This window comes from Peribacillus deserti, assembly GCF_002863585.1.
Taxonomy (GTDB): Bacteria; Bacillota; Bacilli; order Bacillales; family DSM-1321; genus Paraperibacillus; species Paraperibacillus deserti_A.
The window spans coordinates 1-24,542 of record NZ_PGUY01000069.1; the positions used below are offsets into that span (position 1 = coordinate 1).

24 protein-coding genes are annotated in these 24,542 nt (G+C 41.4%); 17 read left to right on the forward strand and 7 right to left on the reverse strand.

Annotated elements, in window-relative coordinates; translation table 11 throughout:
- Positions 1–410: 410 nt before the first annotated feature.
- Positions 411–1,265: a metallophosphoesterase gene (locus CUU66_RS20655; protein ID WP_101645289.1), complete on the reverse strand. Its 855-nt coding sequence runs from the start codon at positions 1,263–1,265 to the stop codon at positions 411–413.
- Positions 1,266–1,447: 182 nt separating this feature from the next.
- Here CUU66_RS20655 and CUU66_RS20660 point away from each other — a divergent pair, with 182 nt between their 5' ends.
- The 3 genes from CUU66_RS20660 (at position 1,448) to fadH (ending at position 3,087) form a co-directional block, all read left to right on the forward strand.
- Positions 1,448–1,657 (forward strand): hypothetical protein, encoded by a 210-nt coding sequence (locus tag CUU66_RS20660; protein ID WP_101645290.1) that lies wholly within the window; start codon positions 1,448–1,450, stop codon positions 1,655–1,657.
- 64 nt (positions 1,658–1,721) lie between these two features.
- Positions 1,722–2,210 (forward strand): GNAT family N-acetyltransferase, encoded by a 489-nt coding sequence (locus CUU66_RS20665; RefSeq protein WP_101645291.1) that lies wholly within the window; start codon positions 1,722–1,724, stop codon positions 2,208–2,210.
- A 106-nt stretch (positions 2,211–2,316) separates the two neighbouring features.
- Entirely contained in the window at positions 2,317–3,087 is a 771-nt protein-coding gene (gene fadH / locus CUU66_RS20670) for a 2,4-dienoyl-CoA reductase (RefSeq protein WP_180955380.1), read from the forward strand.
- Positions 3,088–3,217: 130 nt separating this feature from the next.
- Here the strand turns inward: fadH and CUU66_RS20675 are convergent, their stop codons facing one another.
- Positions 3,218–3,877 (reverse strand): C39 family peptidase, encoded by a 660-nt coding sequence (locus CUU66_RS20675; RefSeq protein ID WP_101645324.1) that lies wholly within the window; start codon positions 3,875–3,877, stop codon positions 3,218–3,220.
- Between the two features lie 223 nt (positions 3,878–4,100).
- On the opposite strand from CUU66_RS20675, the gene CUU66_RS20680 reads away from it, so the two are divergent.
- Both CUU66_RS20680 and CUU66_RS20690 read left to right on the forward strand, forming a co-directional pair.
- Positions 4,101–5,300 carry an EAL domain-containing protein gene (locus CUU66_RS20680; protein WP_101645293.1) on the forward strand — a complete coding sequence of 400 codons (1,200 nt, stop codon included), beginning with the start codon at positions 4,101–4,103 and terminating at the stop codon, positions 5,298–5,300.
- Positions 5,301–5,484: 184 nt separating this feature from the next.
- Positions 5,485–6,339 (forward strand): DUF3993 domain-containing protein, encoded by an 855-nt coding sequence (locus CUU66_RS20690; protein WP_101645295.1) that lies wholly within the window; start codon positions 5,485–5,487, stop codon positions 6,337–6,339.
- Positions 6,340–6,387: 48 nt separating this feature from the next.
- On the opposite strand, the gene CUU66_RS20695 is transcribed toward CUU66_RS20690, so the two are convergent.
- Positions 6,388–6,624, reverse strand: a complete 237-nt coding sequence (locus CUU66_RS20695) for a glutaredoxin family protein (protein WP_101645296.1) — start codon at positions 6,622–6,624, stop codon at positions 6,388–6,390.
- A 272-nt stretch (positions 6,625–6,896) separates the two neighbouring features.
- On the opposite strand from CUU66_RS20695, the gene CUU66_RS20700 reads away from it, so the two are divergent.
- Both CUU66_RS20700 and cbpB read left to right on the forward strand, forming a co-directional pair.
- Positions 6,897–7,136: a YkuJ family protein gene (locus tag CUU66_RS20700; protein WP_101645297.1), complete on the forward strand. Its 240-nt coding sequence runs from the start codon at positions 6,897–6,899 to the stop codon at positions 7,134–7,136.
- A 1,261-nt stretch (positions 7,137–8,397) separates the two neighbouring features.
- Positions 8,398–8,844 carry a cyclic-di-AMP-binding protein CbpB gene (gene cbpB / locus CUU66_RS20705; RefSeq protein WP_101645298.1) on the forward strand — a complete coding sequence of 149 codons (447 nt, stop codon included), beginning with the start codon at positions 8,398–8,400 and terminating at the stop codon, positions 8,842–8,844.
- Between the two features lie 72 nt (positions 8,845–8,916).
- Here the strand turns inward: cbpB and CUU66_RS20710 are convergent, their stop codons facing one another.
- The gene (locus CUU66_RS20710) at positions 8,917–9,660 is read right to left on the reverse strand and encodes a sulfite exporter TauE/SafE family protein (protein ID WP_101645299.1); all 744 of its coding nucleotides are present in this window, start codon (positions 9,658–9,660) and stop codon (positions 8,917–8,919) included.
- 107 nt (positions 9,661–9,767) lie between these two features.
- Here CUU66_RS20710 and CUU66_RS20715 point away from each other — a divergent pair, with 107 nt between their 5' ends.
- The 4 genes from CUU66_RS20715 to CUU66_RS20725 all read left to right on the forward strand — a co-directional run bounded on the left by CUU66_RS20715 (position 9,768) and on the right by CUU66_RS20725 (position 13,208).
- Positions 9,768–10,640, forward strand: coding sequence for a LysR family transcriptional regulator (locus CUU66_RS20715; RefSeq protein WP_101645300.1), 873 nt, complete (start codon positions 9,768–9,770; stop codon positions 10,638–10,640).
- 218 nt (positions 10,641–10,858) lie between these two features.
- On the forward strand, positions 10,859–10,990 hold the full coding sequence (locus CUU66_RS25080) for a hypothetical protein (RefSeq protein WP_257968087.1): 132 nt from the start codon (positions 10,859–10,861) through the stop codon (positions 10,988–10,990).
- 291 nt (positions 10,991–11,281) lie between these two features.
- Positions 11,282–11,992, forward strand: a complete 711-nt coding sequence (gene dapD, locus CUU66_RS20720; protein ID WP_101645301.1) for a 2,3,4,5-tetrahydropyridine-2,6-dicarboxylate N-acetyltransferase — start codon at positions 11,282–11,284, stop codon at positions 11,990–11,992.
- Positions 11,993–12,074: 82 nt separating this feature from the next.
- Positions 12,075–13,208 (forward strand): N-acetyldiaminopimelate deacetylase, encoded by a 1,134-nt coding sequence (locus tag CUU66_RS20725; protein WP_101645302.1) that lies wholly within the window; start codon positions 12,075–12,077, stop codon positions 13,206–13,208.
- Positions 13,209–13,226: 18 nt separating this feature from the next.
- On the opposite strand, the gene CUU66_RS20730 is transcribed toward CUU66_RS20725, so the two are convergent.
- On the reverse strand, positions 13,227–14,099 hold the full coding sequence (locus tag CUU66_RS20730) for a mechanosensitive ion channel family protein (RefSeq protein WP_257968088.1): 873 nt from the start codon (positions 14,097–14,099) through the stop codon (positions 13,227–13,229).
- 324 nt (positions 14,100–14,423) lie between these two features.
- Here CUU66_RS20730 and CUU66_RS20735 point away from each other — a divergent pair, with 324 nt between their 5' ends.
- The 5 genes from CUU66_RS20735 (at position 14,424) to CUU66_RS20755 (ending at position 20,317) form a co-directional block, all read left to right on the forward strand.
- Positions 14,424–14,966, forward strand: a complete 543-nt coding sequence (locus CUU66_RS20735; protein WP_101645303.1) for a peroxiredoxin — start codon at positions 14,424–14,426, stop codon at positions 14,964–14,966.
- A gap of 98 nt (positions 14,967–15,064) precedes the next feature.
- A complete protein-coding gene (locus tag CUU66_RS20740; RefSeq protein WP_101645304.1) occupies positions 15,065–15,520 on the forward strand; it encodes a TlpA disulfide reductase family protein in 456 nt (151 codons plus the stop codon).
- Positions 15,521–15,846: 326 nt separating this feature from the next.
- A complete protein-coding gene (locus tag CUU66_RS20745; protein WP_101645305.1) occupies positions 15,847–17,598 on the forward strand; it encodes an ABC transporter ATP-binding protein in 1,752 nt (583 codons plus the stop codon).
- Between the two features lie 16 nt (positions 17,599–17,614).
- A complete protein-coding gene (locus CUU66_RS20750; protein ID WP_101645306.1) occupies positions 17,615–19,435 on the forward strand; it encodes an ABC transporter ATP-binding protein in 1,821 nt (606 codons plus the stop codon).
- Between the two features lie 222 nt (positions 19,436–19,657).
- Positions 19,658–20,317 (forward strand): potassium channel family protein, encoded by a 660-nt coding sequence (locus CUU66_RS20755; RefSeq protein ID WP_101645307.1) that lies wholly within the window; start codon positions 19,658–19,660, stop codon positions 20,315–20,317.
- 817 nt (positions 20,318–21,134) lie between these two features.
- Here CUU66_RS20755 and rnjA read toward each other — a convergent pair.
- Complete coding sequence (rnjA, locus tag CUU66_RS20760) at positions 21,135–22,802, reverse strand: ribonuclease J1 (protein ID WP_101645308.1); 1,668 nt, start codon at positions 22,800–22,802, stop codon at positions 21,135–21,137.
- A gap of 6 nt (positions 22,803–22,808) precedes the next feature.
- Complete coding sequence (locus tag CUU66_RS20765) at positions 22,809–23,018, reverse strand: DNA-dependent RNA polymerase subunit epsilon (protein WP_101645309.1); 210 nt, start codon at positions 23,016–23,018, stop codon at positions 22,809–22,811.
- Positions 23,019–23,676: 658 nt separating this feature from the next.
- Here CUU66_RS20765 and CUU66_RS20770 point away from each other — a divergent pair.
- The gene (locus tag CUU66_RS20770) at positions 23,677–24,450 is read left to right on the forward strand and encodes a Cof-type HAD-IIB family hydrolase (protein WP_180955381.1); all 774 of its coding nucleotides are present in this window, start codon (positions 23,677–23,679) and stop codon (positions 24,448–24,450) included.
- The last annotated feature ends 92 nt before the right edge of the window (positions 24,451–24,542 follow it).

Consider the following 24,542-nt stretch of genomic DNA (forward strand, 5'->3'; position numbering starts at 1 on the left):
CCTCCTCGGCTTCGCCTGTGGGGTCTCACCTGATCGAAAAGCGGAGGACGGTGCTTTTCAAGAAAGGATCCATCCAAAAGCTGAATGATGATCTTTTTTAAGTCGAGGCAAAACACTAAAATAAAAGCAGACACCTGACCGGCATAAGACGAGCGGCAGTGAAAGGCCGATTTTGCCTTTTAATGGCGATTGGCTTATGACCGAAGGTGTCAGTCCGGAGCCGGACAATACCCGCTGCTCCCGCAGGAGTCTCGCACCTTACGTTCCAATCAACCTGTATAACAATAGGATAGGTTCACCGAACTATTAAAAACAACAATCTTTTAGAAATGAGCCATATAAAAAGCCAAAGGTGCAGCCCTGATATATGCAGGGCATGCACCTTTGGTTTTTTAGTATGTGATTTGGAATCAAACAGATTGTAATTCAAAGATTGTAATTTCAGGCCTTGATAAAAAGCGGTATGGTAGCCTCGTTGTCCCTAAACCTCTGTTAACATAGAGCTTTTGATTGTTAATCGTGTAAAAGCCTTCAGGATATTTTTCTGCAAACGGGGGGGTGACAAGTGTGCCGTAAAAGGGAATCTGCACCTGCCCGCCATGGCTGTGACCGCTAAGCTGCAAGTGTACCTCATAATTAAAGATGTCATCGGCAAGATCCGGAGCATGAGATAACATAATCTGATATGTATCCCTCGTCCCTGCCAAGGCTCGTCTCACATTCGGCCTGCCGAGCATAGGCTCATCTATTCCGCTAATACATATACGCTCTTTATTAAGCAGTTTGATTTCCTTGGATTCATTCTTTAATAAAGTAAACCCGGATTTCTCCATGATGCTCTTATATAGGTCTGTTCCGTTCCCGCCATGATCGTGATTTCCATACACGCAGAACTTACCGAGAGGTGCTTTCAGCTCCCTAAGTATAGGAATAATTTCGCCGCTGCGGGTATATTCATGCGGGGCATCCATCAAATCGCCCGTAAAAAAAATAATATCAGGCTGAAGTCTGTTTATTTTAAGGATAATAGACTTTAAATCCTCGAGTTGAAACTGGAATCCTAAATGAGTGTCGCTGAATTGAACGATCTTAGTGGAATTAAACCCCTTGGGTATTAATTTATGGGCTATGGTAAATGAGTTAACTTCAAGCCATCGTGGTTCAACCTGCTCTGCATAATACTTTCCGCCAATGCTTGTTCCAGCTAATGAGAGAAGGGCACCGAGGCTTGATTTTATAAATGACCTTCTGGTTTTCTTCTTCATAAAATCAACCTATCTTTTAAACTTCTGCATAGTATCTATAAATCTTAACAAAATCCAATCCAAATTAATAGCTTTAACCCCATGCCATTTTATGAAATAAATGCATGCTGCGTATGCAGATGTTTCTAAGGAATGAAAACAGGTTAAATACATAAAAAATGACGTTTTGGCCGGAGGATATTATGAGAGAACTTGAGTCAAAGGAATTAATATTTGTACCTACCAATTTAGGGATATTGAAGGCCCATGTAAATGGATTCCAAAGACCGGGACTGCCTGGGGTCATTTATGCGTGTTTGGGAAGGCATACAATCAGGGTGACTGGGACGAATAAAAGAGAAACACTGCGGAGATCCATCATAAAGCTAAATCACGTAATTGCAAAAAAGTGATTGAAAGAGTACAGACCATTATTTAGTATAGGTATATGAAAATACTTATACTGGGGGAAGCTTTGTGTACATACGTGATGCATTGGATAAAGATTTACCGGGCCTTTTGGAAATTTATAATGAAGCCATTCTACATACAACGGCTACCTTCGATTTAGTGGAACATACTCTTGAAGAGAGAAAAACATGGTTTGAAAAATATGGTGGAAAGTACCCCTTGCTGGTTGCGGATGTGGATGGCGAGGCAGCAGGGTATTGCAGCTTGTCCTCCTTTAGAGATAAAGAAGCATATAGCAAGACGGTGGAAATATCTATCTATGTATCTTCAAAGCACAGAGGGAAAGGAATCGCCAAGAAATTGATGGAAGAAATCCTAAGCCAGGCAAAAAATATCGGCTACCATGTCATTATGGCAGGAATTACTGCTGGAAATGATTCCAGTGTAGAGCTTCACAAGAAATTTGGTTTCCAATATGCTGGATGTTTCAAAGAAGTCGGTTATAAATTTGGGCAGTGGCAGGATGTTTTGTTTTACCAGCTCATATTAGAATAAAAAGTCAGGCCTGTTCACAAAGTGACCAGGCCTTTTTTTGTTTTCGTTAGAATATTTAGACATTTCATGATATGATAAAAATGAATTGTCATTCATTTTAGGGGGGATTTGGTTGAAAGATAAAGTTGTCATAATAACCGGCGGATCAAGCGGCATGGGAAAATTCATGGCTGCCAGATTTGCAGAAGCAGGTGCAAAAGTAGCGATTACCGGCCGCAGTCTCGAAAAGCTTGAACAAGCAAAGAGAGAGATTGAAACACATCCAGACCAAATATTAACGATTCAAATGGATGTGCGCCAAGTAGAGCACGTAAAGCATATGGTGGATAAAACTGTGGAGACCTTTGGTACTGTTGATTTTTTAGTAAATAATGCAGCCGGCAACTTTATATGCCCTGCTGAGCAATTAAGCCCTAATGGCTGGAGATCCGTCATTGACATTGTATTAAATGGGACGTTCTATTGTACGAGTGAAGTCGGAAGATATTGGATTGAAAAAGGGATAAAAGGAAGAATCATCAATATGGTAGCTACATATGCCTGGAATGCTGGAGCAGGGGTCATCCATTCGGCCAGCGCGAAAGCAGGGGTTCTTTCTATGACTAGAACACTTGCTGTGGAGTGGGGCAGCAAGTATGGTATCTGTGTTAATGCCATCGCACCTGGTCCTATCGAAAGAACCGGCGGAGCAGACAAACTGTGGGAATCCGAAGAGGCCGCCAAACGGACAATCCAGAGTGTACCGTTAAAAAGGCTCGGTACACCTGAAGAAATTGCTGATCTTGCCTACTTTCTGTTTTCTCCCAGCGCCGGCTATATCAATGGAGAATGTATCACGATGGATGGTGGCCAATGGCTGAATCAGCATCCTTTTTAAATGTAGATTACACTTCTTTTGCAAAGTGTCAGCAATTGTGAGACTTCGGGATTGGCCGTAGAAGGAATGGGCCCTGCATAACGAGATGTAACATTTATAAAATGTCCCTGCAAAAATCTGCAGGGATTCTCTATTTATAGCTGACAGCCCTTTTTTTCAGCGCATGCCAGGAAGCTTTGAAGGTATCTTTGGGAACAGGGACCTGTTTCTTTCCTGAAAGCGGATCATTGATGAATACATGGTTCTTATCATATCCCACCAGGACTACTGCGTGTAAATCCATCGGTGTTTCAATAATCCTTTTGCCATGCTGCCATGCTTCTGGCCGGTCTGGCAGGCGATAATTCCCTGTGGTCCAAACAATGACCGGAAACCCGCTTGATACATGATGTAATACTGCCTGGAATGGCATTCCGGTTAAATTAACGGAACGATTCGGCATATACTTTTCTAATAGATCTTGTATAGGTTTGTCATAGACGGCATACCCTTGTTCCTTTCCTGTCATATCCCCTACAAATCCATGCTGTGGATTTCCCCATTTAATAATATTTCCATCCTGTTTGACCAGGGGATCATGATCAAATTTTATTTCTTTGGAAAGCGTCAGCTTGTCTGCAGTAACTCCCGCATACCCTAACACCATCGCAAGACTTGTAACTTCACATCCGTACTTTAGCTCTGGATTCTGCCTGATCAAGGGAACATTCAAAAGAATTTCTTTTTTATGGGCAGCAGGCGCCGAGTCTTTTTCATGATCGGAGATATGAATAGTTTCGGTCTCTTCCATGTGTTTTTTTTCCTGCGAGCTGCATGAACATAGCAGGAAAGCGGCTGTAATCAACCATACATACTTGAACAAAAGAATAACCCCCAGGTAAATTCGCTTGGCATTATTATCCCAAGACTTCCACTCTCGTATGAATGGAAAAGAATAGGGCTGGAATTAGGATTTTCCTGCCCTGCCGTTCGATGATAAAATAGAAGTATATTACTTGGTTGGAGGGACAATTGTGGATGCCGTTGAAATATTAACAAATACCGATAAGATAAAGCCTTACTTTCAACCAATTTTTAGTGCGGATGAACATCGTGTAGTGGGATATGAGGTTCTTGGCCGATTTGAGGATGAAGGTCAATTGCTCAGCTTAGGGCCGTTTTTTAACGATACATCCATTCCTGAAGAATACCGGCTGGAGATTGATAATTTAATATTGGAACTTGCGCTCGATAAAATGAAGTTATATGAAGAAAACTTTATGTTATTCATCAACAGGGATCCTAACCTTCTCATGATTGACCACGGCGAAGAGTTTTTGGAGCTTTTAAAAAAACATCTGGAGCTGGATCAGCTTCACCGGATTGTTCTTGAGATTTCTGAATCTGCCTATAAAGGGGAATTGGATCCTCTGTATCATATGCTGACTTATTTCAAAACATATGGAATGAAAATAGCGATCGATAAGCTGGGACAGGAAAGTCATATGGACCGGATTGCTCACCTGTCCCCGCATATTCTAAAAGTGAATATGCAGACACTGAGCTCTGGCGACTCGTCAAGGGGTATGCTGTATTCTCTTGGAATGCTGGCAAGAAAAATGGGTGCAAGCCTGCTCTTTGAGAATATAGAAACGAATTACGGCATGCATTTTGCCTGGAAAAACGGCGGAAGGTATTACCAGGGCTGCTATTTACATGACCCTGCCGAGGATTTGGTGGAAAGAGATATACTGAGAGATAAGTTCAGGGAACAATTTCATGAATTTATTACGCTTGAAAAAAAGAAGCTGGAAACAGTTTATGCTTTAACGGAGAGATTCCAGAAAAGAATGCAGGACTTATTGGCAAAATACAAGAAACTTTCCTTCGGTACAGAGCTTTTAAAAGCACTGGGAAAGGAACTTGAACGGATCTGTTTTCGTTTATATATCTGCGATGAAGATGGATTCCAGAAATCTCCCAATCTGCTGAAGGATAATGGAGCCTGGCGGGTACAGGAGGAATACCGCGATAAAAATTGGAGCTGGCGCCCCTACTTTTTAGAAAACATCATTAAAATGCGCAACGAAAAACGAGGATTTTTGTCGGACATATATAGTGATATTGAAACAGGAGAAACGATCCGAACTTTTTCCTATCCGCTTCATGATCACAAGTATATATTCTTAGATTTGTCTTACTCCTTTTTGTACGAAAACGAGGTACTGTTATAAAAAATACAAATACTTCCCTGGACCAGAAAATGGTTCAGGGTTTTTTTGGTAAATAGGGAAGTGTACGTTTTCTTGACCCATATCGGGGTAGAAAATATACATAATAATAATTATAGCAAAAAGCAGTCTTCTGTATTCCGGGTCTTCATACGTAAATTTCAAAATAGTAATAAGGAGTGACAAAATGAAGAAGACATTATTTTCGCTTATCGCCTCTATGTCCCTTATCTTAGCCGCAGGCGGTGCTAGTGCACATGCAGAACAACCAGCAGAAACCAAACCCTCAAGCATACATAAAAATACCATTATCGATTTATTGAATGATGCCTTCACTGCCCAGGTTTCTCTAAGCAACGGAGGTCAAAGCCTTGAAGAAGTAAAGAATAAGCTTGAGCCATTTTTTACAGATGAATTCATTGGAAAATTCATCGATCAAAATATAGTTAAAGTAAATGGACAATATCAAACACTTGGATCAGATTCAGCTGTCTATTATATTCCCTTTTTTAGCTATGATGATAAAACAGAAGTGAATCAGGGAGATAAAGAAAATACCATCGTTGTGAAGGAACATTTTAACCCAAGCTCCGGCGGTCCGTCCATATATGGAGAACACGATGAAAGTGTACTTTTAATTAAAGACGGCCAAGAATGGAAAATCAGCGAAATAACGAATACTCTGTCTCCAGAAGATGGGGATGCGGAATCCGCTTCTTCTGCAGAGCCCGAAGATGGGATTGTTCCTGAGGCAGCAGTAAACAGCCTCTCCGAAATAGAAATGCAGGCAGAAGCTGCAATCTCAGCCGCACTGGCTGCCGCAGATAGTGAGCCTGAAACACATGTGGAGGAAAACCCAGCTGTACAGACAAAGTTAGATTCGGAAGATCTCACACATCCTTTATCCAGCTTGGGAGTCCAAATGCCTATTGAACTCATACCGGAGACCGAAGAAACCACCCTTGGCTTCTCACACTTTTTTAGCGGCGGTTATAACTTGATCATGGGTTTATTGAACAAATCGCAGGCGGATGAGCTGTAAAGGTATAAATAAAGCCGGCCGTGAATACACACAGGCCGGCCTTATTTATTAATTTATATCCAGTGCGGCTTTAATTTCATCCATCTGAGTGGATGTATAAACCCTGCCATCAATGACAAGGGTTGGTGTTGAATAAGAATTATAAGTATGGATCAGCATATTTCGGGCTTTGGAATCCCGCTTTATATTCTTCTCCTGAAAACGGATTTGATGTTCTTTTAAAAACAGCTTGAAAAATTCACATGGGGGACATTCAGGCTGTGTAAAAAGCAAGACTTCAGGCATAGGTACCTCCCTGGCAAAAACATTTTTCTTTCTCTACACGTTATTGTATATAAATAACCCAGTTTGGTAAATGCTATTGAATATTTGAAAAACATTTAATTTTATAATAGTGAACATATTTATGTACAAATATCACACATTAATTTATTCTGTTTATATGGGCATGGAAATATGAATTCGTTTTAATAGGACATGCAGCATATAGGATAGAATTTAAAAATTAGTGAACCCTATTTTTAAAGGTGGCTTACATAATAGAAAGGAGTGAGCACATGTCTCAGTTACAGGGGATTCTGACAAGATTAAAAAGTCTTCAGGACCAGGCTAAAGAAACTGAACAAGCTCAACGTTTTTTTGAAGTAGAAGGAGTAAAGAAGTGTCAGGTTACTTACTTTAATAAAACGGAAACATTCGAACTTGAAGTTTTTAACGATAAAAGCAAATCGTCTAAATATCAATTTGATAACATTGATATGATTGCCATTGAAATCTTTGACCTTTTGGCTGCATAAGATAGAGAGTCCGTTACGGGCTCTTTTTATTTTGGCTATGTTAAAGGTCATTGTTGATTTTTGCACGATGTTGATTGGAACGGATATGCGAGACTCCTGCGGGAAAAGCGGGTATTGTCCAGCTCCAAGGCTTTAGACCCTCGAGTCATAAGCCAATCAGTCCATGAGAAGAAAAACCGCTTCTCACGGCCCGCTCGTCTTATTCTTTTCAGGTCTCTGCCTTCCCTTAAATTTTTGTGTGATATGAGATGAGCTTATCATGAGCGTCTTTAAACAATCTTAATGGGGAAGGCACCGCTTTCCGCTTTTCCTTTTGTCTAGCTACGGACTGACACCTTCGGTCATAAGCCAATCGCCATCAAAAGGCCAACAGCACCTTTCGCTGCCGCTCGTCTGTCTGGCTAACGCACGATGCACAGGATGTGCGAGCCAGGCGCGGGGCCACAGGACGTGGCCGTTCAAGCGTGGTAAGGGCGACTATGCTTCTGTCTTCGCTGACGCTCGTCAATCAGCAAGTCTTCTTTATCAGGTGTCTGACTTTCCATATTATGTAGTTTTTTAAAGAGTTTGCTCATCACAGTTTTTTTAAAAAAATGCCTAGAAAGTCACCGTCCTCCGCTTTTCTATTAAGGGAGCCCCCACAGGCGTTCAACGCGGAGGAGGCTCCCGGACCGCCCCGCGGAAAGCGAGTGCCTGCTAGCTGCAATCAACAGCCATGTTTAACAGAGCTTTTATTTTTGTGGAAAGAAATTGAAATCGCTTTATATTTGGGGTAATGGATTGATTCAAATGGTATAATGGTTACAGATTAAGAGGAAATGGGTGCTATAAAATGGTCGTTTTACTTTTGGTCATTATGTTTTTTATTGTGCTTTTAATCCTTGCAGAACTTATTTCTACAAAAAAAGAACTGATCTTAATCAGACAAACGCTTGAGCGGATACATAAAAAATCATCAGAGAAAACAAAATGACCATGTATGTTTTCCGAATCCATCGAAAACCTAATCATATAGGAGGGATACTATGTTAGAACTTCCGATTGTTAGGTGTCCGAGCTGTAAAGGGGAGACAGAAATGGATAAACGGGTAATCACAGCCCAGTCTAACCAGAATATTATTTTTACCTGTCTTTTTTGCGGGTATATAGAAAGAAACATAGAAACAAGTAAAGGGTAATTGCTTATATTTATAATAAAGACTGTTTCTTCAGGAAAGCAGGGCAATTACACCGATTATTTAAGGGTGAGGAGATTTCACACATGATTAGCCTAGACAGTGACGAAATATTAGAGCAGGGAATAAAAGATTTAATCATTTCCTCTGAACGAGTGGCCCATGTACAGGTGGCCAATAATTTAGAACACGCCTTGTTAGTGCTGACCAAAACAGGATATACAGCAATCCCGGTGCTGGATCCGCAATACAAGCTTCATGGCCTGCTCAGCACTCCAGCTGTATTGGATTCCATTTTAGGGCTGCAAAGAATCGAATTTGAACAGCTCGAACATAAAAAGGTCCATGAAGTAATGAATAATGACATCCCCAGACTGCAGATCTCAGAAAAACTTAAGCGTGGCCTTGAGCTTTTGATCGACCATCCGTTTGTCTGTGTTGAAAATGAAGAAGGCATCTTCGAAGGCATTTTAACCAGGAGGGCCGTCTTAAAAAAATTAAACCAATATATTCATCAGTCCAAACATTCGTAAGCTCCCTATAGGGAGCTTTTTTTGGGACCTATTCCAAGCCAATGGGAAAAACATGTTGGGCTTCCTCCATAGTTAGATTTGCCCGCTTATCAATCTGTATAAAATCTGAAGTATCAATAAAAGTGTTACGGCATGCAGCAGCATTTTCAGATACGCTGGAGAAATCCTTTTGGCCAGCCTGACGGCAAGCTGAGCTCCTAAAATGCCACCCGCTGTATAACATAATGCTTGTTCCCACATAAAATGTCCGGCGAAAAAGTAAGAGGTAAAGGCAGCGAAGCAGCTGATGAATGTCTGAAAACGGGTGAGAGCCAGTGCTTTAACATAAGAAGCTCCCGTATGAAGGAAGGTATACATCAGGAGAGTGCCTTGACCTGGACCGAACATACCATCATAGACACTTATGCCATATAAAGCAGGAAATATTTTTTTATTTAACTTCCAATGGGACCCTTCAGAAGCTGAGGGTTTCTTTACAAAATTAAGGATGAATGCAAAGGAAAGCAGAAAGACCGCAATCAGATTCATAGTCGTATCGGAAAAAGAGTTAGCTAAGAGCCCGCCGGAAATTCCCCCTATAAGAGGAACAGGAATCAATTTGCGAACTTCCTTCATGGTTAATTCACGCTGCTTTAATAGTACATAAAAGCTCGAAAATGAACTGAATACATTGGAAAATTTCGCTGTAGCAATTACACTATGAATGGGCAGCCCCACGAGCAGCATCGAAGGCATCCCGATTAAGCCGCCTCCCCCTGTCAGAGTACCAATAAAAGTAGTGCAAAAACCAATGATGATGATTAAAATCAGTGTCATCAAAATCCCCCCTATTCTCTACTTGTATTATATTTTTTCTTCGTACATAATGAAAATTGAATAAAATTAAGAAAATCCATTAGAAAAACTTATGAAGGTGAAAAAACGTGGCGTTTACTGAATTCAGACTTTTAGCTGTGCTTGCACAAGAAATGAATATGCGGAAAGCTGCTGAACGGCTGTTTGTTTCGCAGCCTGCTCTTTCGCAGCGTCTGCAATCGATCGAGAAGGAGTGGGGAACCAAGCTTTTCCTCAGATCACAAAAAGGTCTCACATTGACTCCTGCAGGCGAAGCGGTGGTTAAACTCGCGAACGAATTTTTAGACAAAGAGGAAAAGGTGCGTGAAGAAATTCAATCGCTGGATTCCAAAGTACACGGCACCCTTAAAATAGCCTGTGCGTCCATTGTCGGGCTCAAATGGCTTCCGCAGGTTCTAAAGAAATTTCTGCAAAGATACCCCCATGCCAAAATCTCGTTAATAACTGGCTGGAGCAGTGAAATATTGAAAACTCTGTATGAAGGACAGGTACATATCGGGATTATCCGGGGGACGCCGGACTGGAAAGGAGTCAAAAAGCATTTGTTCAAGGACCAGCTGTTTCTCGTGGATACAGAAATGAAAACCCTTGACCAGATCCCCGAAACAGATCGGCCGTTTATTCAATTCAAAAGTGACTCCAATTACTATCAAGAGATCCACGACTGGTGGCATCGTCAGTTCCAATCCACTCCAAAAAGAACAATAGTCGTCGATCAGATTGAAACATGCAAACAGATGGCCATGAATGGAATTGGCTATGCCATCCTCCCGGCCATCACACTTAACGAAAGTGAAAAAAGTATCTATAAAATACCGTTAATGGACGAATTCCAGCGCCCGATTGAACGGGACACCTGGCTGCTCGGGTACGATTCAGCTTTTGAACTGAAACAAGTACAGGCGTTTGTAGAGATTGTGCAGGAAACCTTGCAGGAGTGAGCAAAGGATGCTTCTTGAAAGTGCGGATTCAGCAAGTTGTTTAGGGAATGGCGGAAATTGAGCCGGTAACAGCGGAATTAAGGGCATCCACAGCGGAATAAAAATTTTAACGGCGGAAATTTTTCGTTTACGGCGGAAAAACAGATGTGAATGACGGGATTCGTTTATAGAGGGGCGGGTTTTGAAGGGCCTTTCTTAAAAATTGGAGGTACTATAAGTTGTTAGATTGGAAAGGCACCCTTTCCGCTTTTATTCTTGTCCAGCTGCGGACTGACACCTTCGGTCATAAGCCAATCGCCATCAAAAGGCAAAAGCGGCCTTTCGCTGCCGCTCGTCTTATGCCTGGCTAACGCACGATGCACAGGAAGTGCGAGCCAGGCATGGCCACAGGATGTGGCGGATTCGAGCGTGGTAAGGGCGACTAAGCTTCTGTCTTCGCTGGCGCTCGTCAGTCAGCAAGTCTACTTTATCAGGTGTCTGCTTTTCTAAAAATGTAGTTCTCGTAGTAAGTTTGCTCGTCAGTGTGGGAAAAATTGTTATTTATTTGAAAAGCACCGTCCTCCACTTTTATTCTTGTCTTAACCGTTTTAGTCTGTTAAAGTAAAAAAATAGTATACATAGTTATGTAGGAGGTAAGTATTGTGAAAATGATGGATGCTAACGAGATTATTTCTTTTATACAGAACAGTACGAAGTCTACACCTGTTAAGGTTTATATAAAGGGTGAACTTGAGGGTATTAACTTTGGGGAGAACTCTAAAGTGTTTGTTACTGGAGGCACAGGGGTTGTGTTTGGTGAGTGGTCTGAAATTAATGAGGCTCTTCAAGCGAATACGGATAAAGTTGAGGATTTCGTAGTGGAGAATGACCGACGTAATTCTGCGATTCCTTTGCTGGATATGAAAAATATTAAGGCGCGAATCGAGCCGGGTGCGATTATCCGTGACCAGGTAGAAATTGGTGATAATGCTGTCATCATGATGGGAGCATCCATCAATATTGGTGCGGTTATCGGTGAAGGCGCGATGATCGATATGAACGTGGTCCTTGGAGGCCGAGCAACCGTAGGTAAGAACTGTCATATTGGTGCAGGTTCTGTATTGGCAGGGGTTATTGAACCGCCTTCCGCTAAGCCGGTTGTTGTAGAAGATGATGTTGTCATTGGAGCGAATGCAGTTGTTCTTGAGGGAGTGACTGTTGGGAAGGGTGCAGTTGTTGCAGCGGGCGCAATCGTCATTGAAGATGTGCCTCCTTATACAGTTGTTGCCGGAACTCCAGCAAGAGTGATCAAAGAAATCGATGAAAAAACTAAATCTAAAACTGAGATCAAGCAAGAGCTTCGCCAGCTTTAATTGATCATTCCTTTATTCTCCCTGTCAAGGCTGTCTTGACAGGGATTATTTACATTAATCTATAAATCATTGGAGGAGAGTCATGGGATTGAATCCGTTTGTCTCCATTAGAAGAGACCTTCATAAAATACCGGAGCTTGGATTTCAGGAGTTTAAAACACAAAAATATTTATTAACCTATCTCCAGACACTTCCGGGTGACCGGATGGAGATCGAAACCTGGAAAACAGGCATTCTTGTTAAAGTAAAAGGTTTAAACCCGTCCAAGACAATCGGGTACCGTACAGACATCGACGGCCTCCAGATTACAGAGGAAACCGGTCTTGAGTTTCATTCCGAGCACGAAGGGAAAATGCATGCCTGCGGCCATGATCTGCATATGAGCATTGCTCTCGGTGTTCTAACTCACACAATTTTGAACCCCGTTCAGGACGATGTGCTGTTCATCTTCCAGCCAGCAGAAGAGGGGCCAGGGGGTGCTGAGCCTATGCTTGCATCCGATATTATGCAGAAGTGGATGCCCGATATGATTTTTGCGCTTCATATTGCGCCGGAGTACCCAGTTGGAACCATCGCGCTAAAAGAAGGCCTTTTGTTTGCGAATACCTCGGAACTATATATAGATTTAAAAGGGAAAGGCGGGCACGCAGCTTATCCTCACTTGAGCAATGACATGATCGTGGCTGCCAGTGCCCTGGTTACCCAGCTTCAAACCATCATTTCTAGAAATGTTGACCCGCTTGATTCAGCTGTGATCACATTAGGTATCATTAACGGCGGCACAGCCCAGAATATTATTGCCGAGAATGTGCATCTTGAAGGGACGATCCGTACTTTTTCAGACGAAAATATGCAAAAAGTGAAGCAGAGGATCGAAGACATTATCGAAGGTATTGAAAAGGGTTATCAATGTTCCATTTCATTGGATTATGGGGCTATGTATCATCAAGTTTATAATAACGAAGAGTTAGCCCGGGAGTTCATGGAATTTATCGCCGGACATACGGATCTAACTGTTCACGAATGCAAAGAAGCTATGACAGGCGAGGATTTTGGTTTCATGACTCGTGATATTCCCGGTTTTATGTTTTGGCTGGGTGTAAACTCTGAGTACGGGCTTCATCATTCTAAATTAAATCCAAATGAAGCGGCCATTGAAAAGGCGATTGAAGCAGCAGTGAAGTATATAGAATATAAAGGTAATAAAAAAAGTTGAGGATTCCCTCAACTTTTTTTACTTATTTCTACTTTGATTCATAAAATGCTGATCGAGAGCCGGAGCTTCCAAACCGTTCGCCTCAAGAGTGTCTTTAATCAAAAGCATAATTTTCCTTTTAATCACATTCCGCTCACCGCTGACGGTTTTAGCAATGATTCTCAGGGCAGACTGCGGCTGTCCCAGAGTGGCAGCAGCAGAGAGTACACTTGGGCCTTCCAGAATGGATGAATTATCGGTTTTAAATGTATTAAAGGCTTCCTGTATCAGTTCCTGTGCCCATTCCGGATCCTGCGGATAATTAATGCTAAAATCAATTAATTGTTTCATTTCTGCTCTGGAGTGGTTGCTTAAATTTGTGATACCCCTGTTCGGTATATAGTGCAGTGTGCCGTCAAATCCGCGGATATGTGTAGTGCGTAATCCGACTTGTTCCACAATGCCAGAGAATGTGCCGATGGTGACGTTATCCCCGACATCCATCTGTCTCTCAAGCAAAAGGAAAAAACCGGTCACCACATCACTTACAAGTCCCTGTGCCCCAAATCCTACAGCTAGGCCAACCACTCCTGCGCCTGCCAGGACTGCCGTAGCATGTATACCTAATACCTGTAAAATCGTGACAATAAGTATAAAGATCAGTACATATCCGATAATATTGCTTGTCAGACTTTCTAAGGTCTTGACACGCGTAGCTGATACCTTTTTTTGCGCCTGCAGAGTGCCAAAACTTTTATGGATGATTTTCTCTGCAATTGCTTTAGCAAGATAAAAAATAATGATGATTGCTAAAATCTTCAGTAAGCCTGCACCTATACTGATTAACAGAGCACCATAATCTATTTGACTAAGACTGCCCATAAAATCAGTTCCTCTGAAATAATTCTGCATGTTAATTTCAACCTTTCCCTGCTTTATATTATTTAACGTACAACAAAGAAATGAAAAAATACAGTGTCAAGGGTCAAATCAAGTTGTTTTGATAGTTGTAATATGAATGATACACTTGCTTTACTAAAGGCTATAAAAAGACATGTAATGGGGAAGACTTAAATGTGGCTGAAAAAATTCAGCACTTTGTAATAATTTCTGTTTAGAAATGGTTCTAATTGACGCAAGCGTTATCACTATCCTATAATGAACATTGTGATTAAAAATTCAGATGAGAATAAACACCCTTTTTCTCATTAAAACTTACTTTTGGAGGGAATACATATGCCAGAACGCATGGTAGGTAAACAGGCACCAAGATTTGAAATGGATGCTGTTTTAGCTAACAAGGAATTTGGAAAAGTCAGCTTAGAAGAAAACATGAAGAACGATAAGTGGACGGTTCTATTTTTCTATCCAATGGACTTTACATTTGTCTGCCCGACTGAAATCACTGCAATGTCCGATCGCTACGATGAATTCGAAGATCTAGATGCAGAAGTGATCGGTGTTTCAACTGATACGATCCACACTCACCTTGCATGGATCAACACGGACCGTAAAAATAACGGACTGGGAGATTTAACATATCCTTTAGCTGCAGACACTAACCATATGATTTCCCGTGAATATGGTGTTTTAATTGAAGAAGAAGGTGTTGCCCTTCGCGGTCTTTTCATTATCAATCCTGAAGGTGAATTAATGTATTCTGTTGTTAACCATAACAACATTGGCCGTGACGTTGATGAAACTCTTCGTGTTCTTCAGGCTCTTCAAACAGGCGGACTTTGCCCTGCAAACTGGAGACCAGGACAGGCTACACTATAAGATCGCCTTTTAAAAAATAGGACAGGCCTAACATGCGGTTAGGCCTTTTCTTCTAATGCAGCAAGCCTTGCTGCAGCTAAAACACTGGAGGTGCCAACATGAAACTTAGAGAACAAATGCCGGAATTAAACGGTGCAACTGCTTGGCTGAATGGTGAACTGACACGTGACGAATTAGTGGGAACTAAACCTACTTTAATTCATTTCTGGTCTGTAAGCTGCCATTTATGTAAAGAAGCCATGCCTCAGGTGAATCAATTCCGTGATGATTTCAAAGATAAATTGAACGTTGTAGCTGTCCATATGCCTCGATCTGAAGACGACCTGGATATGGGACAAATCGAGGCAGTAGCCAAAGAACATGGCATTACTCAGCCTATATTCGTTGACAGTGAATTAAAACTAAATGATGCTTTCGAAAATCAATATGTTCCGGCGTACTTTGTATTCGACAAAGAAGGTAAGCTCCGCCACTTCCAGGCGGGCGGAAGCGGAATGAAAATGCTTGAAAAACGTGTGAATCGCGTCTTGGATGAAATGGAAAAAGAAGCATAATATAGAGGACCTCTCCATACATATTGAGAGGTCCTTTTTTTGGCTGTAATAAAATTCATAGCTAGTTTTGGCACTGTTTTACTGGAGTGGAAGGGGCGGGCTCTCCAATAAAAGAAGTTCAAGGAGGAATTTGAAGGCTGTGGGGGGCCCGAAACTCCTTAGAAAAAAAGTTCCCTTCGTCCAATAAAGTTTAACAAAAAATAATTGCTAAATTATTTAAAATTTTATAAAAAATGGTGGAAAATTATTTCGGAACCCGATATATTTAGTAATACGTGCCCTATCTAAGGCACTTTACTTATTGTAAAAAGAAAGGGGGAAACTGTTTGGAAACCTTTAAGAGGCTTAAACAGTTTTATTGGCCGTACCGTACATACTTTTTTATTTCTTTAGCATTTTTGCTGCTCGTGACTGGGATTACCGTTCTCTATCCCATTGTCCTGCAGATTACAATTGATGATGTCGTGCTTGGGGAAAAATATAGCTGGATTCCAATACTTGCGATTTGTTTCATCGGCTTAATGGCAGTGAAAGGCTTCGCTACTTACATAAACCAGTACCTAGGAGATCTTTTTGGCATCATATCTGTATACAAATTAAGAAACTCCCTCTACGAAAAACTTCAGTACCTTCCTTACCGATATTATGACAATGCTAAAACGGGAGATTTAATGTCCAGATTGACAGCGGACGTCGAGGGCTTTCGTTTTTTCCTTTCTTACGGATTCTCGGAGCTGCTCCGCTTTTTCCTTTTAATCGGTATAAGTCTCGGCGTAATGTTTTACTACTCCGTATCCTTAACACTTGTTACCGTTTTAGCTTTGCCATTCCTGGCTATCGTTGTCTACAAATTTGACAGAGCCGTCCATCCTGCTTTTAGAGGCATTCGAAAATCATTTGGGAAATTAAATACCAATGTCCAAGAAAATATCAGCGGCATCAATACAGTAAAGTCATTATCCAGAGAGGATTTTGAAATAGGCAAGTTTAACAGGTCTAATCGTGACTATAAAGATCAATATCTGTTCACTTCAGATATATGGGCAAAATACTTTCCATTAATGGAGTTCATCGGAAATCTGTCAGTTGTTCTTCTTCTGTCGTATGGAGGCTATCTGGTAATTAATGATTCACTAAAGCTTGGCGAGTTAGTGGCTTTTTACAGTCTGGTTTGGTATATCATCTGGCCCATAGTCAACCTTGGCTTTGTTATTAATATGTTTTCACAGGCGAAAGCTTCAGGAGAAAGACTTCTTGAAGTCCTGGATGAAAAACAAGAGATTAAAGAGAGAAACCACCCGATTGTAAAATCATCTTTACTTGGAGATGTGGAATTTCGAAATGTAACTCTTACTTATTCCGAAGATGACCAGCCTGCTCTTAAGAATGTGAGCTTTCATGCGCAGCCTGGAAAAGTCATAGGGCTGATCGGGCCGACAGGAAGCGGAAAAACCTCTCTTACTCAATTAATCTCCCGCTTTTATGAACCTGAATGCGGAGACATCTATGTAGATGGCCAGCTCATCACAGAGTATTCGATTGATACACTGCGGAGCAATATTGGATTTGTCCTGCAAGAATCCTTTTTATTCTCTTCTTCTATTAAAGCAGGTATCTCATATGGGAATCCTGATGCGACCATGGACCAGATCATGGATGCAGCCAAAAGGGCTCAGGCACACGAGTTTATTATGGAGCTGCCTGAGGGATACGATACGGTACTGGGGGAGAGAGGAAACGGATTATCCGGAGGACAGAAGCAAAGGATTGCTATTGCCCGCGCGATTTGTATTAACCCTAGTATATTAGTGCTTGATGATGCGACCAGTGCAGTAGATATGGAAACTGAGTTTCGGATACAGGATGCCCTGAATGAAGTAATGAAAGGGAGGACCACCTTTATTATTGCACATAGAATTTCTTCACTAAAGCATGCGGATGAAATATTAGTTCTTGATCAGGGAGAAGTTGTTGAAAGAGGGACCCACCAGGAGCTGCTTCAATCCGGCGGCCTGTATCGAAGAATCTATAACATTCAGTACAAAGATAGAGAGAACATTTTATTAGAGTCTAAGTAAAAAGGGTGGAGTATCAATGCAGCCGAAACAGGTAAATAAAAAAGTACTTGAAAGATTCCATTATTCAACAGAAGAAATTATAGAAAAACCATTTAACTGGGGACAGATGCTCCGGCTCATGGCTTATATGAAGCCATACAGAAAGCGGCTTTTGCCGCTTGCCTTGCTAATGGTCCTCGCCACCACGGCGGTCAGGCTTGCTGTTCCAGCACTAATAGGCGTGTATACCCTTGACAACGCTTTAAAAAATAAAGATACGGGACTGCTTATTACGTTAGTTGCCGTTCTTGCGGGTTTATACATTGGTTCATACATAGCCAATATCTTTCGGATAAAGTGGATGAATGAGCTTGGACAGAATATTATATATGATCTCAGGAAAGCATTGTTTACACATGTACAGACCCTGTCACACCGTTTTTTTGATCAAAGGTCAGCAGGGTCCATCCTGGTTCGAATTATGAATGACATCAATTCTCTGCAGGAGCTATTCACGAATGGTGTTATCAATCTCCTGATGGATATCATATTGTTAGCCGGGATTTTGGTCATGTTATTTACATTGAGCCCTCAACTGACGTTAGCCATCATGATTATCCTGCCATTGATGTTTCTCATCTCTACCACTCTTCGGAAAAAAATCCGCAGGAGCTGGCAGGTCGTACGGATCCGCCAGTCCAAACTGAACTCACATCTTAATGAAAGTATACAAGGAATCAGAGTCACTCAGGCATTCACGCAGGAACCTGAAAACATGGCATTCTTTAATGAAGTCAATAAAGAAAATTATGAAAGCTGGAAGCAGGCATCCAAGAAAAATGCCATGTTCAGGCCGTTAGTTGAAATGACTAATGCAGCAGGCACAGTGATCCTAATCTGGTTTGGAGCAAGCTTAATCCAAAACGGATCTATATCAATCGGGGTTTTTGTTTCATTTGCCTTTTATTTAGGCATGTTCTGGGAGCCTATCTCACGGCTTGGCCAGGTTTACAATCAGTTATTGATCGGGATGGCTTCATCAGAGCGGATATTTGAGTTCCTGGATGAAAAACCGCTTGTTTCAGAGAAAACAGACGCTATTCATCTAGATTCCATAAATGGAGAAATCGTATTTGAAGATGTCGAATTTGCCTATGAAAAAAATAGGAAGGCTTTGAATCACATCTCACTCAAAATGCCTGCTGGCAGTACCATTGCATTGGTAGGCCACACGGGTTCTGGTAAAACGACAATCGCTAATCTGGTCAGCAGATTTTATGACCCCACGCAGGGTTCTGTAAAAATTGATGGAAGAGATATCAAAGATGTCAGTCTTTCCAGTCTTCGCAACCATATCAGCATCGTCCTGCAAGACACCTTCATTTTTTCAGGGACCATTATGGAGAATATTCGCTTTGGACGCCCTGAAGCCACTGACGAGGAAGTGCTATTTGCAGCTAAAGCAGTAGGAGCCGATGAGTTCATCAAAAAGCTGCCGAATTCATACGACACAGAAGTGCAGGAAAGAGGAAACATACTTTCAGTAGGGGAGAGGCAGCTGCTTTCATTTGCGCGTGCCCTCCTTGCAGACCCAAAAATTCTTATTCTCGATGAGGCAACTGCAAGTATTGATACTGAAACAGAAATGAAGATACAAGAAGCATTAAAAACCCTGCTCGAAGGACGTACCTCTATCATTATTGCCCATCGCCTTTCAACCATAAGGGATGCAGATAAGATATTTGTGCTGAAAGCAGGAACCATTTTAGAAGAAGGCAGCCATGAAGAACTAATGGAACAAACAGGAGAATACTATAACCTTGTAAAAGCCCAATTCAACATGCTTGATACAGGCTGACAAGGCGGCCGTCTCTAATCCTGGAGGCGGTTTTTTAAATGGGGGGACTGCCCTCATTTCCTGATTATCCTACGCCACAGATAGAGAAAGCAGAGGAGTGAAATAATTAGCTAATCAGTAAGTTCTTTGTGTAGAATAATGAGTGACATCCATTTTAAATTAAACACTTTTTGAAGACGGCACACATGCTGATAAAATTTGTATTTCTTTGGGGGACGTAATGTGAAAAAGGAATTTGCAATTATAGGGTTGGGCCGTTTCGGCGGCAGTATTTGCAGGGAGCTCGTTGAGCAGGGAATCAATGTACTCGCCATTGACAGTGATGAGGAACGGGTTAATGAATTTGCCAATATAGCATCACATGCAGTAGTAGGGGATACTACAGATGAAACGGTACTAAAAAGTCTGGGAATCCGTAATTTCGATCATGTGATTGTTGCCATTGGAGAGAACATCCAGGCAAGCATTCTGACAACTCTTATATTAAATGAATTGGGTGTAAGCAATATAACGGTCAAAGCGCAGAATGATTATCATGAAAAAGTACTCAAGAAAATAGGTGCTGACCGTATTGTTCACCCTGAGCGGGATATGGGGAAGCGGATTGCCCACCATCTCGTCCACAATAATGTGCTGGACTATCTGGCGGTTTCTGACGAACACTCGATTGTAGAAATCAGGGCAGGAAAAAAATTAGCAGATCATACCATTATAGGCCTCAATGTAAGGGCTCGTTTTGGCATTAATATTGTAGCCATCAAAAGAAACAAAGACATCATCGTCTCACCAAGTGCTGAAGAAACCATACAGGATGAAGACATCCTCATCGTAATAGGCGCAGACAAAGACGTAAACAAATTCGAAAAACAAATGGTGGAATAACTCGAAAAGCGGAGAACGGTGCTTTTTCAAATAATCACTGAATTCAAAGCACAGTGACGATCCTTAAAAGGTTAAACCATAATATAGGATGAAAAAGCAGACACCTGATAAAGAAGACTTGCTGAATGGCGAGTGAAAGCGAAGACAGAAGCTTAGTCGCACTTATGCGCTAGCCAGGCATAAGACGAGCGGCAGCGAAAGGCCGCTTTTGCCTTTTGATGGCGATTGGCTTATGACCGAAGGTGTCAGTTCGGAGCTGGACAACAGAAAAGCGGAAAGCGGTGCCTTCCTCAAATAACAGATTGTGACTCAATGAAGAAGAAAAATATTTAAACAATCCAACTTCAAGGAAGGCAGAGACCCGAAAAGCATAAGACGAGCAGGCCGTGGAAAGCGGTCTTTCTTTCCATGGACTGATTGACTTATGACTCGAGGGTCTCAGCTTGGAGCTGGACAAATAGAAAAGCGGAGAACGGTGCTTTTCAGATGAGGTTCAATGAAAGCACCATGATGAACCTAAAAATGATTAATAGTTAAAACAAGATGAAAAGCAGACACCCGATAAAGAAGACTTGCCCTTCGGCGAGTGAAAGCGAAGACAGAAGCTTAGTCGCACTTACCACGCTCGAACCCGCCACGCCCTGTGGTCTTGCCTGGCCCGCTCTTCCTGTGCATCGTCCGTTAGCAAGGAAGACGAGCTGTTTGCAAGAAGTGCTCTTCAAGCATAGCCAAATATATACTGTGGATTTAAAATATAAAAATCTTTATAAAAAAACTGTCTCCTGCAAATGAGGAGACAGTTTTTAATTTCCGCTTATTACACTTCCATAATAATCGGAAGAATCATTGGGCGGCGTTTTGTTTTTTCATATAGGAATGGGGCTAATGTGTCGGTAATCTCATTCTTAATTTCAGACCATTGAGTTGTTTTACGCTCCATTACTTTATTCAAATGTTTAGAAATGAGAGCCTGGGCATCATTGATAAGGTCGCCTGATTCACGCATATAAACAAAGCCGCGGGAAATCAAATCAGGTCCTGCTGAAATTTTGAAGTCCTTCATATTGATGCTTACCACCACTACAACTAATCCTTCTTCAGAGAGGATACGGCGGTCACGCAAAACAATATTACCTATATCGCCGATTCCGCTGCCGTCAATATAAACATTTCCAGAAGGGATTTTTCCAGCAACAGCCGCTTTATCTTCGCTAAGCGCAAGCACTTCGCCATTATCCATGATGAAGCAGTTTTCTTCAGGAACTCCGCAGTCTACCGCATGGTTTACATGCATTTTCTGCATTCTGTATTCCCCGTGGATCGGCATGAAGAACTTTGGCTTGATCAAACGAAGCATCAGCTTTTGTTCTTCCTGGCTTCCGTGTCCTGAAGTATGGATATCGCTAAGAGGACCGTGGATTACTTCAGCACCTGCTCTGGAAAGCATATTAATTGTTCTAGATACACTTAGATTGTTCCCAGGAATAGGCGAAGATGAAAATACGACAGTATCTCCAGGAATAATTTGAATCTGGCGGTGAGTTCCGCCTGCAATTCTGGATAGAGCAGCCATCGGCTCACCCTGGCTTCCTGTACAAAGGATGGTTACTTTGTTAGCTGGAAGTCTGTTGATGGATTGAGCATCAATGAACGTATCTTTAGGGCATACGATATATCCCAGGTCTTGTCCGATGTCAATCGCGGCCTCCATACTGCGTCCGAAAACAGCAACCTTGCGGCCATGTTCAACAGCAGCTTCAATAACCTGCTGAAGACGGTGGATGTTGGATGCGAATGTCGCGAAAATTACACGTCCATCAACTTTACGGAAGATATCCTGGATGCTTTCGCCTACACGGCGTTCAGACATCGTGAAATTAGGAACTTCACTGTTTGTGCTGTCTGAGAGGAGGCAAAGAACTCCTTCTTTTCCGATTTCCGCCATTTTCGTCAAGTTGGCCGGCTCGCCTACAGGGGTGAAATCAAATTTAAAGTCCCCGGTGTGGACAATCTGCCCGTTTGGTGTCTTAACAACCACTCCGTATGAATCCGGAATACTATGTGTAGTACGGAAAAACGTAACAGAGGTCTTGCGGAATTTAATAACATCGTCTTCCTGGAATTCAATCATCTTTGTCTGGCGCAGCAATCCATGCTCTTCAAGTTTATTCCTGATCAGTCCCAAAGCAAGTTTTCCTCCATAAATGGGAATGTTAACTTGCTTAAGAAGATAAGGAATACCGCCAATGTGGTCTTCATGTCCGTGCGTTACAAATAATCCTTTAATCTTGTCTTCGTTTTTAACAAGATACGTATAGTCTGGAATGACATAATCAATTCCAAGCAATTCATCTTCAGGAAATTTAATACCGGCATCGATTAAGATAATTTCATCCTGAAACTGAACGGCATAAGTATTTTTTCCTATTTCGCCTAAACCGCCAAGAGCGAAAACAGCTGTCTGGTCATTTTTCACAAATTTCATAAATCATCATAGCTCCAATACATTAAAATCTTCGTTTTGTTTTTCAAAGTCAAGATAATTTCCGCTTACCTTTTCTACATATTCAATATTATATTTGCGGTCGGCTATTTTTTTGATAACGTCGCGTTTTGACTCGCCTTCCACATAAACTGTTTTAGTTGATTCACGAACCGGTACCTCACTTGCAGACTCTTGGTAGTACACTTTAAAAATCATTTCTATCTCTCCTAACAAGCTTATTTTAATATATATAATTAAATATTATTTGCTAATCAACGTATATTCATATTCTGCCCAGGCTTTTTTAAAAAAAGCTCTGTTCACAGATTATCTTTCATTTTCCTTTATGTATATAGATTATATAAAAAAAAAGGGAATTTTTCATGTTTTACAATTATTTAGTCTTTTGAAAGAATATTTTTGCACCTGTTTTTAGTATACTTAGAGTACTTTACAATAAGGAAAGAGCCCTTCGCAAGTTTTGAAGGGCTTTTTTTAAAAGTTTTATGCGATTGTCTTTTTTTTAAGTAAATCCTTCCATTGGTTAACAAGTTTTTTGCGTAACTTTTTTAACATGGCGGATCACTCCTTACCTATTATTTTAACTGAAAATTCTATAAAGTAAATACGTCTTTATGAGGAGTTTCTCTATCTAATTGTACCTCACGTACCACGTTCATCTAATCTGCTAGTAGTTTATGCTGATTTCATTAAAAAAACCTGGGTTATTATGGAAAATGGAGAGACGATGCTATTGAATTGACATTGAAACAATAGAATAGTTACATGTGAAGAAGGAAGAGTGGTACACTAGCCAATAATACATGCTATGGATGAACATTTTCTTGATCTATAAGCTTTCAGAGGACGTGTGATAATGAAGAAAATTGTTTTTTTTGACATCGATGGTACAATACTGGACCATGATAAGAAGATTCCGGACAGTACTAGAGAGGCAATTAAAAGCCTGCAGGAAAATGGAGTATATGTAGCGATAGCCACCGGCAGGGCACCCTTTATGTTTGACTATATCCGGGAAGAGCTGGATATCGATACATATGTCAGTTTTAACGGCCAATATGTTGTGTTTGAGAATGAGGTTATTGTTAGAAATCCCCTGCATACAGAAGAATTAGGCCGACTTCATGAGGCTGCTGAAAAATCTGGCCATTCCCTTGTGTTTATGAACGAAAAGACGATGAAAGCCTCCAAGAACCACAGCCGATTTATTAAGGAAAGCCTTTCAAGTCTTAATTTTCCGCACCCGGAAGGGGACCCGGATTTCTATAAGGTTCATGAAATATATCAGACGCTTCTCTTCTGTGAAGTTCAAGATGAAATGTTCTATCACCAGAACCATTCTATCTTTAAATATATTCGCTGGCACGAACTCGCAGTAGACGTTTTGCCTAAAGGAGCCTCGAAAGCAGAAGGGATCAAATCCCTCATGGACCGGATCGGCTTTAAACTGGAAGACGTTTACGCATTCGGCGATGGATTGAATGACATTGAAATGCTCGGAGCGGTCGGCCACGGTGTTGCCATGGGCAATGCCATTGAAGAGGTAAAAAGACATGCTGCCCATGTGACGAGTGACGTAGCTGAAGATGGAATTTATAAGGGATTGAAGAAATTAAAGCTACTTTAATAGTGAGCTGATCATACGGGCAGCTCATTTTTTTATTTTCGGGTGATAAACTGATTTTTTTCTCGATTTTAAAGTAGACTCCCTGGAAGTCC

Excerpts from the sequence above, each read along its gene's own strand:
- CUU66_RS20710 (WP_101645299.1), bottom strand. The coding sequence starts at position 9,660 with ATGACACTGATTTTAATCATCATCATTGGTTTTTGCACTACTTTTATT.
- rnjA (WP_101645308.1), bottom strand. The coding sequence starts at position 22,802 with ATGAAATTTGTGAAAAATGACCAGACAGCTGTTTTCGCTCTTGGCGGT.
- CUU66_RS20765 (WP_101645309.1), bottom strand. The coding sequence starts at position 23,018 with ATGATTTTTAAAGTGTACTACCAAGAGTCTGCAAGTGAGGTACCGGTT.
- CUU66_RS20750 (WP_101645306.1), top strand. The coding sequence starts at position 17,615 with ATGCAGCCGAAACAGGTAAATAAAAAAGTACTTGAAAGATTCCATTAT.
- CUU66_RS20725 (WP_101645302.1), top strand. The coding sequence starts at position 12,075 with ATGGGATTGAATCCGTTTGTCTCCATTAGAAGAGACCTTCATAAAATA.
- CUU66_RS20690 (WP_101645295.1), top strand. The coding sequence starts at position 5,485 with ATGAAGAAGACATTATTTTCGCTTATCGCCTCTATGTCCCTTATCTTA.
- cbpB (WP_101645298.1), top strand. The coding sequence starts at position 8,398 with ATGATTAGCCTAGACAGTGACGAAATATTAGAGCAGGGAATAAAAGAT.
- CUU66_RS20740 (WP_101645304.1), top strand. The coding sequence starts at position 15,065 with ATGAAACTTAGAGAACAAATGCCGGAATTAAACGGTGCAACTGCTTGG.
- CUU66_RS20730 (WP_257968088.1), bottom strand. The coding sequence starts at position 14,099 with ATGCAGAATTATTTCAGAGGAACTGATTTTATGGGCAGTCTTAGTCAA.
- CUU66_RS20675 (WP_101645324.1), bottom strand. The coding sequence starts at position 3,877 with ATGGAAGAGACCGAAACTATTCATATCTCCGATCATGAAAAAGACTCG.
- CUU66_RS20660 (WP_101645290.1), top strand. The coding sequence starts at position 1,448 with ATGAGAGAACTTGAGTCAAAGGAATTAATATTTGTACCTACCAATTTA.
- CUU66_RS20655 (WP_101645289.1), bottom strand. The coding sequence starts at position 1,265 with ATGAAGAAGAAAACCAGAAGGTCATTTATAAAATCAAGCCTCGGTGCC.
- CUU66_RS20695 (WP_101645296.1), bottom strand. The coding sequence starts at position 6,624 with ATGCCTGAAGTCTTGCTTTTTACACAGCCTGAATGTCCCCCATGTGAA.
- CUU66_RS20735 (WP_101645303.1), top strand. The coding sequence starts at position 14,424 with ATGCCAGAACGCATGGTAGGTAAACAGGCACCAAGATTTGAAATGGAT.
- CUU66_RS20700 (WP_101645297.1), top strand. The coding sequence starts at position 6,897 with ATGTCTCAGTTACAGGGGATTCTGACAAGATTAAAAAGTCTTCAGGAC.